At 69.9% G+C, this 13,144-nt stretch carries 13 protein-coding genes; 3 read left to right on the top strand and 10 right to left on the bottom strand.

From position 1 onward, the window contains the following. The first annotated feature begins 142 nt into the window (after positions 1-142). The 3 genes from EOINJALH_RS05460 (at position 143) to EOINJALH_RS05465 (ending at position 2,330) form a co-directional block, all read left to right on the top strand. Entirely contained in the window at positions 143-1,087 is a 945-nt protein-coding gene (locus tag EOINJALH_RS05460; RefSeq protein WP_144289871.1) for a hypothetical protein, read from the top strand. Positions 1,088-1,545: 458 nt separating this feature from the next. Further along, a complete protein-coding gene (locus EOINJALH_RS31055) occupies positions 1,546-2,016 on the top strand; it encodes a hypothetical protein (protein WP_144289872.1) in 471 nt (156 codons plus the stop codon). A 119-nt stretch (positions 2,017-2,135) separates the two neighbouring features. Then, a complete protein-coding gene (locus tag EOINJALH_RS05465; RefSeq protein ID WP_088279308.1) occupies positions 2,136-2,330 on the top strand; it encodes a hypothetical protein in 195 nt (64 codons plus the stop codon). A gap of 67 nt (positions 2,331-2,397) precedes the next feature. On the opposite strand, the gene EOINJALH_RS05470 is transcribed toward EOINJALH_RS05465, so the two are convergent. The 10 genes from EOINJALH_RS05470 to EOINJALH_RS05515 all read right to left on the bottom strand — a co-directional run bounded on the left by EOINJALH_RS05470 (position 2,398) and on the right by EOINJALH_RS05515 (position 13,110). Further along, positions 2,398-3,276, bottom strand: a complete 879-nt coding sequence (locus EOINJALH_RS05470) for an NAD(P)-dependent oxidoreductase (RefSeq protein ID WP_088279309.1) — start codon at positions 3,274-3,276, stop codon at positions 2,398-2,400. Continuing rightward, positions 3,273-3,476, bottom strand: a complete 204-nt coding sequence (locus EOINJALH_RS05475; RefSeq protein ID WP_088279310.1) for a hypothetical protein — start codon at positions 3,474-3,476, stop codon at positions 3,273-3,275. Before EOINJALH_RS05475 ends, EOINJALH_RS05470 begins: the two co-directional genes overlap by 4 nt. Before the next feature lie 198 nt (positions 3,477-3,674). Further along, a complete protein-coding gene (locus tag EOINJALH_RS05480) occupies positions 3,675-4,868 on the bottom strand; it encodes a HupE/UreJ family protein (RefSeq protein WP_234413671.1) in 1,194 nt (397 codons plus the stop codon). Continuing rightward, on the bottom strand, positions 4,865-6,145 hold the full coding sequence (locus tag EOINJALH_RS05485; protein ID WP_144289874.1) for a hypothetical protein: 1,281 nt from the start codon (positions 6,143-6,145) through the stop codon (positions 4,865-4,867). The genes EOINJALH_RS05480 and EOINJALH_RS05485 overlap by 4 nt, the downstream gene beginning before the upstream one ends. A gap of 40 nt (positions 6,146-6,185) precedes the next feature. After that, positions 6,186-6,455, bottom strand: coding sequence for a hypothetical protein (locus EOINJALH_RS05490; protein ID WP_088279313.1), 270 nt, complete (start codon positions 6,453-6,455; stop codon positions 6,186-6,188). A 10-nt stretch (positions 6,456-6,465) separates the two neighbouring features. Then, positions 6,466-8,028 (bottom strand): DUF4331 domain-containing protein, encoded by a 1,563-nt coding sequence (locus EOINJALH_RS05495; protein WP_404872735.1) that lies wholly within the window; start codon positions 8,026-8,028, stop codon positions 6,466-6,468. A gap of 100 nt (positions 8,029-8,128) precedes the next feature. Next, on the bottom strand, positions 8,129-8,824 hold the full coding sequence (locus EOINJALH_RS05500; protein WP_088279314.1) for an anti-sigma factor domain-containing protein: 696 nt from the start codon (positions 8,822-8,824) through the stop codon (positions 8,129-8,131). Between the two features lies 1 nt (position 8,825). Beyond that, positions 8,826-9,449, bottom strand: a complete 624-nt coding sequence (locus EOINJALH_RS05505) for a sigma-70 family RNA polymerase sigma factor (protein ID WP_088279315.1) — start codon at positions 9,447-9,449, stop codon at positions 8,826-8,828. A gap of 252 nt (positions 9,450-9,701) precedes the next feature. Further along, positions 9,702-11,807, bottom strand: coding sequence for a vanadium-dependent haloperoxidase (locus EOINJALH_RS05510; RefSeq protein ID WP_158219663.1), 2,106 nt, complete (start codon positions 11,805-11,807; stop codon positions 9,702-9,704). A 487-nt stretch (positions 11,808-12,294) separates the two neighbouring features. Further along, entirely contained in the window at positions 12,295-13,110 is an 816-nt protein-coding gene (locus tag EOINJALH_RS05515; RefSeq protein ID WP_234413672.1) for a hypothetical protein, read from the bottom strand. Between the last annotated feature and the right edge of the window lie 34 nt (positions 13,111-13,144).

A 13,144-nucleotide genomic window follows, 5' to 3' on the forward strand; every position in this document is an offset into this window, starting at 1 on the left:
AGCTGTTGGTACTGCTTTGTCTTGGCCATGTGCACACCTTACGCTGCTGGGTGTTGCACTTCAGATTTGAGGCCGCCCATCCTTTCAGGCAACTGCGAACGAAGCTCGCAACAGCGCACCGCTGATCGAGGTTTCGGGCTACTTGCCCCTGAAGGGGAAGCCGAAAGCCAAGGCAGTTCTTGGGGCGCGCAGATTTGTCGCCGTGTTCTTGATGTGGCTGGCAAGCCGCGATCGCCTGTCCGAGGCGGCGGCACGAAGACTTGAACAGACACCATTTGACCTGTCACTCGAGAGTGCCACGGCAGCGATGCAGGCCGTCTTCGCAGACGTACTGCAGACAACCGACGTCGCGCCCAGCGCGCAAGCTTTCTGTCGCGCCTACCTCACCCCCGGTGAAGCCAGCTTCGCGGATGACTTCCACGCCTTGTACGTCGAAGGCACCAAGGTGGATTCCTTTCTGGATGTCGCTCCGACAGCAGATGACCTCGAGAAGATCTGCGCCGTGATCGATGCACGCTTTGATGCGTACTCACGAAGTCCTGACGGGCAACGCACGTTGAGCCCAACGGTTGCTGAGAGGGTCGGCAGCACTGTCGTGCAGCCCGAAGAATTCAGCTTCGAGGTCTGGCGTGACCGCTTGCGGTCTTTCGATGATGTCGAACGCGGTCCAGGCGGTGAGTATCGCGCCCGAGTGGCTTCCTATTTGACGACCCTCGATGAGGCCATTGACCAAGCCGACCCGCGGATCGCGGATGAACTGGTGCGCACGTACCGTTTTCACGCCGACGGCTCAATACAGTCTGGATGTTGGCGTTTGCTTCGTTCAAGACCGGCGCTCGACGTTCACAGCGCCTTGATCAAGCACATCGTGGCGATTGCCGAATCGACGCCTTGGGCCAGCGAGTTGGTCGATGTCTTTGAGGATGACCTGCCTGCGGAAGTTATAGCGCAAATGTCGGATGCGCTGGATGCGCAGCCCCGAGAAGTACGGTTGTCATACGTGACCGCGCTCAAGCAAGCTGAGCGCTCGGGGAGCAGGCATGCGGCCCGCCTGCTTGCTGTGATTTACCCGAACGAAGGACACTGATCGGCAGATCCATCCTTCTGGTGCTGATGGCACGCAACTACGGAAACGGCGAAGGGGAGCAGTCAGGCAGGTGATGCATGGACCTCCCGGCAATGCACCACGCGTGGCCTGCACGCTCACTCACGACGCTACCGACTACAGCTCCGCGTTCAGTGGGTCCAGGCGTCCAAGGGTGGCCACCGTGCGCTGCTTGGGTCGCGCGGTGTCGACACGGTAGGCCTCTGGGAGTTGGACGCACCTTCATGAGCCGGAGTGGGTGAGCCTGAAATGCACACCACTACTGTACGGACCTGAACCTATTGCCAAAAGCCGGTACGCGCCCAGGCAAACGAGTCACTACACAAATCGCTGCGTCTTGATGGCTGAGTGATTGTGTCGATTGAAAGAGTCGGCACACCCGCAGCAGTGCATTGTCGAAGTCGGGCGAACAGAATGAACTATTGCCAACGGGTTGAACGATGAACATCTTTGTCATTTCACCTTATGTTGGTGTCAATTCCATGCTCTTTGGAATGTCTCGTACCCGCGCGCGCGTCATGCTCGGCAAGCCAACCCGCGAGCGACGGAGCCGGTGCTCATTGGAAGTAACGGATTCCTGGCAGCCCAACAATCTTCAACTCACGTTCTCGAGTCCTGTTGGTGAACTGCTGGAAATCAGCCTTTATCCAGGTATTGGCCATGTCAGCCTGCTTGACATTGATGTGTTCGCCGAGCCGCGTGATCGCACTTACACGACGATCTGTCGGCAAGACAAATCTCCATTGCAGACGGTCGGTGTCACGGTACTTCTCTCTTTGGGTGTATCGTTGACTGGTTTTCTTCATCACGATGCCGATGGGCGGTCGATCTCCGCCTTTGCTCAGGGACGTTGGAGTGCACAAGATCCGTCCTTGTCTCCGCTGAAGTTGCCGCTTGAGCCCCTTGAGTAGTCGGCCCTGCAGTATCCAAACTCGGTGACCGCCTGTCCGCAGTTCGAGGACTGCGCGTCGTGAGCCATTGCCGGGCTGATCATCCAATTGCCGGCGACCTGTCGCCCTCTGCACCCGACGTGCTAGATCAGACAAGGGCGATCTGGGGCGAAGAAGGCGCATCCAACGACGAGCAGGCCAGCTTCTTCGTCGACGGCGTGCAGGGCGTCGCGTGGGTGGTCAATCTCGGACTCTTACCCGCAAGACGCAGCCTGAAGCACCTGAAGATCCTGCACCTGGGCGACTACACCGACCTCTCCACCGACCCGGGCTGAGGCTTTTGGGCCGGCCGTCGGCACCGCGGTAGATGGTCCCCCCAACGCCGCGCCCCAGGCGCCCATATCAGCCCCTGGTCACCGGCAACACCTCCGCCGACACCTCATCCAACTGCCGCAGCACCTCGTCGAAGCCGTGGCGCGGGCGCCAGCCCAGCACCGCTTCCGCCCGCGCGGGGCTGTAGACCCGGTCGATCGACGTCGGCAGCGGCCAGCCGCGCCGATCGAAGGCCTCGGCCAGTGCCGGCGCGCGCCGCCGCAGCACCGACGACGCATCGGCCGACAGCGCCTCGGCATCGTCCGGCACAAAGGGCGTCGCCCCCGACACGATGAACACGCCCGAGGCCGCCGGCCCGGCCCGCAACGCCAGCGCGTGGGCCTCGGCCACGTCGCGTGCGTCGATGCCACGGTGCAGGCGGTAGGCCGCCATCTGCGGCGCCGGCTCGGGAAAGCAGCGCGACATGCGCAGCACCGTCAGCGCCGGGCCGCCGCGCTCGGCGGCCTCGGACAGCAGTCGCTCGGCAGCCAGCTTGCTGTGGTGGTAGATGGTGCGGGGCTGCGGCACCGTCTGCTCGGTGACCCAGCCGGCGCGGCCCGGCGGTGTGGCCGCGTCGCCGTACAGCGCGGTAGTGCTGGTGTAGATCAGGCGTCGCACGCCGTGCCGCTGCGCGACCTGCAGCAGCCGGCGCGTGCCGTCCACGTTGATGCGCTCGAACTCGGCGTCGGGCACCAGCCCCACCTGCGGCGCGTGCAGCGCGGCGACGTGCACCACCGCGTCCACGCCTTCGAGCGCGCGGTCCAGCAGCGCCTCGTCGGCCAGGTCGCCGACGAAGGCCGCGGTGGATGACGGCGCGCGGTCGAGGCCGCTCACCTCGTGGTCCAGCGCCAGCCTCACCCACACGGCGCGGCCGATGCGGCCGGTGGCGCCGGTGACCAGCACCTTCATCGGCGGTGGCCCAGCAGGCGCGCCGGCAGGAACAGCAGCGCCTCGATCAGCGCAAACACCGCCGACAGCGCCACGCCCAGCAGCCGGAAGGGCAGCGACAACAGCCACACCAGCGGCCACAGCACCAGCGCGGCCAGCGCCAGCGGCCACGACAGCACGAACAGCAGGCACCACGCCAACAGGCCGAGCAGGATTTTCATCGGTGGGCTCCTCTGCCGGCGGCCCCAGCCACCGTCGCCGGGCGATTGTGGCGCGGCGCGAGCCGGCGTGCTGGCCCGACGGGGCCCGGTGGCCCCGGTCTCTGCGGCGGCACAGCGCGGCACAGTGCGCACTGAGAGAGCTGGTCCGGCACTGCGGTCAGTGAACCGGCACCTCCCGGCCCGCCCGGACGCGCCGCCTCACGGCAGCAGGCTCAGCTCGAACCCACGCTCCACCATCCACACGCCCGCCAGCCCAGCGATGGCCACCGAGCCGCCTCGCACCACTGCCAGGCGGTAGAAGCGCCCGTCGCGCAGCGCGAAGGCCAGCGGCAGGCCGATCGCCACGATCACCAACTGGCCCAGCTCGACGCCGAGGTTGAAGCCGAGCAGCGGCAGCGCCAGCGCACCACGCTGCAAGCCGAGGTCCTGCAGCGGCCCGGCAAAGCCGAAGCCGTGCACCAGGCCGAACACGCCGGCCATCGCCCAGCGCGGCCCGCGGAACAGCGGCCACAGGTTGTCCACCGCCGCCAGCAGCACGCTGGCCGCGATCAGCGATTCCACCCAGCGCGACGGCGGCGACAGCACGCCGGCCGCCGCCAGCCCCAGCGTCAGCGAGTGCGCCACGGTGAAGGCGGTGACCAGGCGCAGCGCCTCGGCCAGCACCGGCCCCGCGCCGCCCCGCGGCACCCATTGGCCACCGTCGCGGCGCCACACCGCCACCATCAGCAGCGTGACGAGGAACAGCACATGGTCCAGCCCGATGGCGATGTGGTGCATGCCCTCGGCGACGAAGCCGAGGAAGCCCGTCGGCCCCGCCGACTCGGTCGCGGCTGGGCCTCCAGCAGCGGAGGTCGGCGCGGCGCCCTGCCCGGCGAAACGCTGCGCCGGCGCGCCTGGCACCAGCACCGCGCTGTGCTCACCGACACCGACGATGCGCGCGATGCCGCGGTGCGTGGCGTCGCTGTCGGCAAAGAGTCGATAGTCCACCGCCAGCGCGCCCACCGGCGCCGCGCAGCGCAGGCTTCGCCGCAGCACGGCGTGCGTGCCGTCGCTGTGCGATTCCAGCTGCGGCGCGCCGCGCGAGACGGTCTCGCAGGCCCGGCCGTCGGCCACCACCTGCACGCCATCGTCGGCCAGGCGCTCGATCTCGGCCCAGCGGCCACGCACTTCGCCCCAGGTGAGCTGGCCGTCGTCGTCGGCGTCGAGCGTCAGCACTCGGTCCAGGTCGCGCAGCGCGATGTCGAGCCGCTGCTCGACCCGCGTGCCCTCGACGGCCAGGTTGAGGAAGGCATCGCTGGGTTGGTGGGCCTGCGCCGCCAGGCCGGAGCACGACATCGCGACGGTGACGACTGCCCTGCGAAGGGCGCGTCCATTCATGGGGTGGCGGCTCATGGCTGCAGGCTCCGGTCGAGAGCGGCCAGACGACGGTCGTGCCAGCCGGCGCGCACGCGCTGCCGCACCGGTTCGATCGCCGCGGGGTCGCCCGCGGCCACGGCGGCGCGCACCAGCAGCAGCGCGTCGGCAGGCTCCTGCTGCTGCGCCCAGTTCTCGCGGGCCAGCGCCAGCGCGGCGCGGGCGTCGCCCTGCACGTCCAGCGCCAGGCGCGCCGCCTCGCGGGCGTGGAAGCCCTCGCCGCGCCGTCGTGCCGCATCCAGCCGGGACTGCAGCGCGGCGGCCGCCGCGCCGGCCCGCGGGTCGTGCAGGCGGTGCAGCGCGATGGCCCGGCGCAGCAGCAGCGCGTCGGCCTCGCTGTCGGCCTCGGTGATCGAGGCCAGCACCTCGGCGTGGCGGCCGCGGTCGAGCAGCCAGTCGGCGTGGGCCGCCCGGGCGTAGATGCCGGGGGTGTCCGCCAAGGCCTCGCGCCAGCGCAGCGCAGCGGCCGTGTCGTCGCCGCGGCGCTCGGCCAGTTCGGCGCGCAGCAGCGCCAGCCAGGGGTCGGCCGGCACGGCACGGGCCAGCGCGGCCAGGTCGGCCTCGGCCTTCTGCGGCTGGCCCCGCAGGCTGCGCAGCTCGGCCGCGCAGGCGCGGGCCGCCGTGGCCAGCGTGGTGCCCAGCGCGGCGAAGCGCGGGCCGGCCAGGTCGGCACAGGCCTGCTGCGCCTCGGCCAGGCGGCCGGTCACCTGCAGCACCGTGGCGCGGGTCAGCGCGGCCTGGGCCTGCACCGGCAAGGGCACCGCGGCGTCGGGGCGCACCAGCGCATCGAGGTCGGTCATGGACGCGTCGAATGCGTGCTGGCTTTGCCGCACCGTGGCGCGCAGCAGCCGCACCGCGGGGGGCGGCTCGGCCAGGGTCCACCACGGCGCCAGCGCGGCCTGGGCCGCCCCCAGTTCGCGCGGGTCGCCCGTCTGGCGGGCGCGGTCGATGGCGTGGCGCGCCACCTCCAGCGCCAGCGACAGCTGCTTCGGCTGTTGCGCGAGCCGGGCGCGCTGCGCCCGTTCGGCGCCGTCCAGCCGCTGCGGCAGGCGCTGCACCACCGCCAGATCGTCGGTGGGGGTGTAGGGCGCGGCCTGCGCCGCGGGCGTGCCCAGGCCCCACAGGGCCTGGACCAGCAGCACCGCCAGCGCACCGGCCAGCGTGCGGACCAGGTCGGTCAGCGCGCCCACCGCCGCGGTGGCCATCGCCGCGGCAGCGGCCGCCATCGCGAGGGCGCGGGGGAGGAGGGAGTTCATCGCAGAGGTCTCCATCGGTGGGCGATCGGCCGGCGGGCGGTCAGCCCAGGTCGAGCGGCTCGTCCGTGTCGGACGTCGGTGGCATCGCCTTGTCGATGTCCAGCGGCTCGGCAGCATCGCTGGCGGGCAGCCCGCCGACGTACTGGCCAAAGGCGCCGACCGAGGCGGTGGCGCTGGCCGGCACCTCGTTGCTCGCCACCGGCGGTGGCACGGGGTCGGTGGGGGGCGGTGGCGAGGCGTCGTCACCGCCCCCGCAGGCGGTCAGGGCGACGGCGAGCGTCAGCAGGGACAGCAGGGCATGGGTCGTCATGGCGCGGTCCTCACTGGCTGCCGGGGATCGGCGTGTTGAGGTACGGGAAGCCCGGCAGCAGCGGCACCACGGCCTGATCCACCGCGTCGTGCAGCTTGAAGGCGGTGGCGCCCAGCGGCACGGCCGAGGGCTTGCACGCCGCACCCAGCGCCAGCGCGTCGGCGTTGCCATTGGCCATGCACAGGCCGCCCATCACCGCCACGAGCGCGATGTCCACCACGTCGTCCTTCGGCCGGCGGCCGTTGGGGAAGCCCGCGTTGTCGGCGCCACCGGCCAGGATGTTGCCGACGATGCCCAGCCGGTTCTGCTGCGCGAAGGGCACCGGCGCGATCGCGGTGTTCAGGCGCAGCATCTCGGAGGCGACCACGTTCTTCGGCTGGTTCACGCCCTTGATGCCGGTGAGGAAGGTGGTGACGAGGTCGGTGCGCGGGAAGTTGGTGGGCGCGCTGCCGGGCAGTGAGAGCACGGTCTCCAGCAGCGCGGGCAGCGTCGGATTGGTCACGTAGTCGATGAACTGGCCGTCGCCGCCGGGCTTGCTGGCGTTGAACTTGTCCTTGTCCTTCAGGCCGATCACCACCTCGTTGACCAGCGGCATGCCCAGGCGCGACACCTGCACCCACGCACCGCCGGCCTTCTCGCTGGCCTGATGGCCCGAGCCCGGCTTGCCGTCGAGCAGCCGCGCCTGGCGCAGGCTGGCCGTCGTCCAGCCGCCGATCACGTCGTCGCCCTGGTCGCCGCTCTTCAGGCAGCTGCGGTGCACTTCCAGCGCCAGCGTGGTGACGTTCTTGTCGCCGATGGTGTTGGGCGCCGCGCCGATGAGCGTGGGGTCGGTGATCACGCTGACCGGGGCGTTGACGAGGTCGAAGATGGTGCCCAGGTTGACCGCGAACGGGTCCTGCCGCTGGCCGACGAACAGCCGCGCGGGCGTGGCGCAGCCGGGGATGTTGACCGCGTGGATGTGCTTGGCCGCGTAGGCGGCGTAGTCGGGGATCGTCTTCTTGCCGATGTTGTCCACCGGCTTGTCGAAGGTGGCGCTGCCGGTGCTGGCATGTGTGATCGGCAGGGCCTGGCCCTTGCGGCGGTCACCACGCACCAGGCTGACGGTGTAGGTCTCGGCCACCTGCAGGTTGGCGTCCTTCACGTTGGCCACGCCGCCGGACTGGATCAGCGGGATGCCGACCTGCTTGCCACCGATGTTGAGGCTGATGCCGGCGCCATTGCCGGACAGCGTGTTCCTGAAGCGGAACTGGAAGCTCAGGTCTTCCTTCGCGTCGCCGTTGTGGTCGAGGTGGATCTCGTACAGCGCGTTGGGGTCGAGCGCGAAGTAGTTGGGGCCGCCATAGGCATCCTGCAGCGGCAGGTAGTTGGCGATCAGTGTGACGAACTCCGAGCGGCCGGGCTCGTAGCTGCGGAACATGTAGAAATCGGTGCCGTCCACCTTGGGCGCGGTGGTGATGAACGGCGCCTCGCGGTGGCTGGAGGCACCGGCGGCGCCGGCCAGCACGGCCAGGGCACAAGACAAGGCGGTGGGCAGGGCGGCGGCAAGGCCGCGTCGGCGGAAATGGGGGATCACGGGCAGTCTCCTTCGGCAGTGGATGGCGCCGAGGTGTCGGCGTCATGGGCCACTTACGCAGGCCGGTGGAAACCGGATGCGCCGATCGACGTGCGACGTGTCAGGACTGCAGCTTGCCCACCGAGACGATGGGCCCGGTGGGCGCGCCGGTGGGCGATCCGCCGGCCGGCTCCAGGCTGACGGCGAAGGCCGCCGTGCCCTGCAGCAACTGCGCGCGCAACAGCGACGTGGCGCCGTCGGCCTTCACCAGCCCCAGCGAGCGCGGGGCGCCCTGCCCCGGCACGGCCCACAGCTCGAGCGCCCGGTCGGGCGACACGGTGAGCGCGTTCAGCGGCCGCAGCACCAGCGCGCGGCCGTCGGCACTGACGCTGGCCACGAAGCTGGCGTTCAGCGCCTGCGCGGCCTCGGGGTTGGCCGCCAGCACCACGACGATGGGCGCCTGTGCCGGCGGCGGCGTGGCCACCACCACCATCAGCGCCAGCGCGGCGGCCCCGGTCATCGCGGTGAGGCCGCGCCACAGTTCCATCTTCTGCCACCAGCGCAGCGGTGCCACCGGCGCCGGCGGCGCACCGAACAGCCGTGCCTCGACGCGCGGCCACAGCGTGTCGGGCGGCGGCACCGGCGCCACGCTCTGCGACAGCGGCGCCAGCCGCTCCTGCCACTTCGCCACGGCCTCGCGCAGCGCCGGGTGCGCCGGCAGCAGCGCCTCGAAGCGGCGGCGCGCCGGCCCGCGCAGCGTGCCCAGCACATGCTCGGCAGCGAGGCGGTCGGCGAGTTCGCGGCGGCTGTAGTCCATGTCAGTGTTTCGCCAGTGGGCGTCCGAGACAATCCTTCAGCGCCATCAACGCGCGCCGCACCCAGCTCTTCACCGTGCCCAGCGGCTGCGCCAGGTGGTCGGCCACCTCGGCGTGCGACAAGCCCTGGTAGAAGGCCAGCGCCATGCACTGCTGCTGCTCGGCGCTGAGCTGCTGCAGGCAATGCGCGATGTCGCGCGCCTGCGCCGCGGCTTCCAGCTGCTGCAGCGGGCCGGCCTCATCGCTGGGCAGGGCGGCCAGCAGGTCCTCGTCGGGCTCGCCGTCCTGGCCGGGCCGGTGCGTGCTCACCGTGGCCACCTCGGACTTGCGGCGGCGCAGGCTGTCGATGGCGCGGTTGCGCGCCACGCTGGTCAGCCAGGTCATGGGTTGGCTGAGCGCGGCGTCGAAGCCCGAGGCTGCCTTCCACACGTTGATGAACACATCCTGCAAGACATCCTCTGCCTGGGCCCGATCGGGGTTGATACGCAGCACGACCCCAAAGAGATGAGCCCCAGTCTCGCGGTACAGCGCCGCGAAGGCCTGCCGGTCGCCGAGCGCCACGCGCGACAGCAGGCCGGCCAGCTCGGTGCTGCGGCGGCTCCAGGTGTCGGCGGGTGCGGCGGGCATGGGCGGTGGTGGGGTCAGCGAGGCGCAGCAAAGCTGCGCGAACGCGCGGCAGTATGCACCGGCCTCGCCGACCCCACCGGCCGGGGTGGGTCCACGCGCTGCCGGCGCCGTGCCCGCCGGTGGCGCCCCGGCGCACCGGCCACGCGTGGCAAAGACAGGTTGCCGTTGCAGGCACCGTCCACCCGGCCGCCCGTCAATCCGGCAGTGCCTCGCTGCCGGTCGTGCGGGGGGCGATGCCTGTACCGAAACGAATCAGCGGCTGAACGCAGGCCTCAGCGGCACGGCCAAGGCCGCCCACTGCCGACTGATCTGCAGGTACTGGCAGACGGTACCCACGGGCGTCGACGGGCCGGACGCACCCGAGGCGAAGATGTCGGTGGCTTGACGCTTCATCCAGTCGCTGTGGCCGCTGAACTGGGAGGCGAAGCCACTGGCCGGGTAGAGCGCGCCGGCGTCGCCGTTGGCGGCCACGAAGCTGGCGACCAGCTGCGCGGGTTCGTTGGCCAGGGTCACGCAGGCGGATGTGCCGCTGCTCGCGCCGGCACCGCGAAGCGTGCCGAAGGGACGGCTCTGGTCGACGCCGCGATAGTTGGCCGCACCGGCCACAAGGTCGTTGGCCCAGTTCATCTGCACGTTGACGTTGGTGGTGCCCACACGCGGCGCCACCATGTACCAGATCTCGATGCGGTTGTCGCCGGAGCTGTCGGTCTGCCAACCCAGCCTCGTCAAGGCCAGGCCGCCATAACTGACCGACCTTGCGCCGTTGCCGTCGTCGGACGCGACACCCACGAGCAGCAGCCGGTTGTTGCTGGCCGGCACCGTGTGCTGCCAGTCGATCGATTGCGTGAAGGGCGACGTCGCCGTGGAGCCGGTGCCTGCCGACAGTCCACCTTCGAAGAGGAACTGTGACATCTGCCAGGCCTGCTGGCCTGCCCGGTCGCCCACCAGCAGGCCGATGGTGTTGTCGTCGTTGAAGTGAATGCCGCCAAGCAGTCGCGAGGCGGCCGCATCGTTGGCCGCCTGCGTGAAGGTGGCGTAGGTGATTTGCGTGGGCACGGCGGGCACGCCGGGCTCGACGCGGCCGAAGTTGGCCGGGATCACCGTCGAGTAGTTGAAGGCGTCGTTGCCGGTGAAGTTGCGAAGCACCGCGGCGCTCGCGGCCGAGAAGGTGGCATGCCCCGACACCCAGCCTGGGAAGGCCGGTGTCAGGTTGCTGCCTGGGTTGTAGGGCGTCCACCGGCTTCCATCGATCCAGCGGCTGGGCTGGCCCGGGCCTCCCCAGGCGTAGATGCTCCGTCCGTTCTTGTTGGCGCGCACCGCGGTGATCGGCCGTACACCGTCGGATTTGCGTTTGAGATGCCAGGCCACGATGCCAGCGTCGAACGAGGCGTTGTGCATGGCGAAGAACATCTTCACGTCGCGCTCGAGCGAGGTGACACTGTTGAAGTCGCGGCGCGCCACGTGCTGCGCGTACAGACCCCAGTGGCCCGGCGGCAGTTCCGACTCAGGGCCGTCGGCCCAGTACTCGACAAGCAATTTCTGCCAAGGCGTGAGTGCGCCGCTGACCTGCACGACCTGGTCGACATCGGCCTGGTACAACTGCGCGCTCTGCAGGTAGCGCGGCCCGGCAGCCACTTCGGGCAGGGTGTCGAACTGGCTGGCCGAGCTGAGGGCGAAGGGCCTCACGCGCTCCCAGTGCGGGGCGATGAACTTCTGCACCGCGCCGGTCGGTCCCACCAGCGGCTGCCAGTGCCAAGGGTCGGCGATGCTCAGCGGGCACGGATTGACGTCGCTCGCCAGGCAGAAAGGCATCGGCGCATTGCGTGGCGCGTAGCCCGTGTAGTCGGCATAGGCGCCAAGGGCCAGGTCACCGTACTGGTTGGAGCCGTCGTTGCGGCGGCTGGCGAGCACGGCTGCGGCTGCCGCGTTGCCCACGCCTGCACCATAGGTGAGGTTGGTGGTCTGCGTGTCGTTGGGGTCGAAGCCCAGGCCGCGCAGCGTGTCGGCCAGCCGGGTTTGCCCGGCAGGGAACAGGTTGCTCAGGCACTGGTAGGCCGCGTGGCTGATGGCCTTGGTCTTGTTGTGCGTGGTCACCTCCACCAGCGGTCGGCGCGGCACGGTGGACGCGACAGGCACAGCCAGCGTGTCGTACGCTGCCCAGGCGTCGTACATGCACGTGTGGGCGATGGCCAGGGCTCGCGCCACGACGGGCGGGCCGTACTTGGCCGCCCGGACTTCTCGCAAGGCGGCCTCGCTCCAGGTCACAACGGCAGATTGCGTGGCTTGCGCGGCGGCTGGCACGCTGGCGACAACGAGGGCGGCTACCAGTGCACTGCCGCTTTGGGTCAGTCTGTTCATGATGTTTGGTTCCTCCACGGACCGGGAGATCCGCAGCATCATTCTGTGGACAGCCACTGGTTGCAGGCATGCAGGAATGCGCAGATCTGATGCCGAACCACCTGCATCGGGGGGGCGCGAAGTACTGAGGCCCCCTTCAATTGGGGGGGCACATCGGCGAGGTAGGGCGCTCCGGCGACCGTGCTCAGCGCGACACGCGCCACCAGATCAGATCAGGAATTGAGCGCAGTTGATCCTGGTGCCTGCAGGCCACGCCGCTGGCCGATGGGCACGAACTGGCGCGCGGCAACGGCTGGGTCGGGCGTTCCGTGGGGTGTGCCGAAGTCCGCAGCATGACGCGCCCTGAAAGCCACGTTTGAGCGGTCGTCAACCTCCCCGAAAGTCGGCTCCGGATTCCGAAAATGACCCCGCAAGTGAGCGGCCAACCGTGCGGTTCGAACTGCCTGCACGGATCGAGTGCCCTCATGACACTGAAAGGAAGGCGAATTCATGGGGCATTGGCCGCAGCGCGCCGCACCACCTCGCCGATCGACCGCGCGCCCGGCGCATAAGACGACATCGCCCAGCCCACCGCAGCCAGGAACAGCGCGGTGATGAGGAAGGGCAGCGCGCTGCGCTTCACCGCCGTGGCCAGCCAGTGCTGCGGGTCGTCGCCGCGCAGGTGTCGGTAGAAGGCATACGACAGCGCCCCGTCGACCATCACCTCGGCAAAGAACACCGGCGCGATGTAGACCACGTACAGCGACGCGACGGCCAGGCCGATGACCAGCGCGATCACAAGCAGCGGGATGGCGGCCTCGTCGGCCTCGGCCACCGAGCCCACCGCCTCGCCGACGTCCTTCACAGGCACCGGCAGGTCGAGGCCGGCGCCGCCGTCGAACGATGCGCTGGCGCCGCCGCCACCGAAATCGCCGCCGCCACCGCTCTTCATCGCGGGCAGGTCCACTGACGGCAGGCGCCCCGGCGTTCCGCTGCCCAGGCCCTGCAGGTCGAAGTCGACCAGGCCCGTCGGATCGGGCAGGTCCGCACCGTCGGACGAGCGCCAGCGCAGCCACACCCACACCAGCAGCAGGAAGACGCCGTAGGCCAGGGCCAGCGCCAGCGGGTAGCGCAGCGCCATGCGGTCCAGGCCCAGTTGCAGCAGCACGAAGGACGACAGCAGGCCGAAGCCGCCGGTCAGCGCCACGATCAGCGACATCTGCAGACGCGGCCACGAATGGGCCTGCAGCCGCCGCTGCACCTGCGCGATGGCCTGCGCGCGGACGAAGACGCGGCGACGCGGGCGTGTGCGGGCGGATGCCATGGCCTGCAGGTCGATCGGGGGTGGGCGGGCGCGA

Source organism: Ideonella sp. A 288 (genome assembly GCF_002198735.1).
In the GTDB taxonomy this organism is placed as follows: Bacteria; Pseudomonadota; Gammaproteobacteria; order Burkholderiales; family Burkholderiaceae_C; genus Pseudaquabacterium.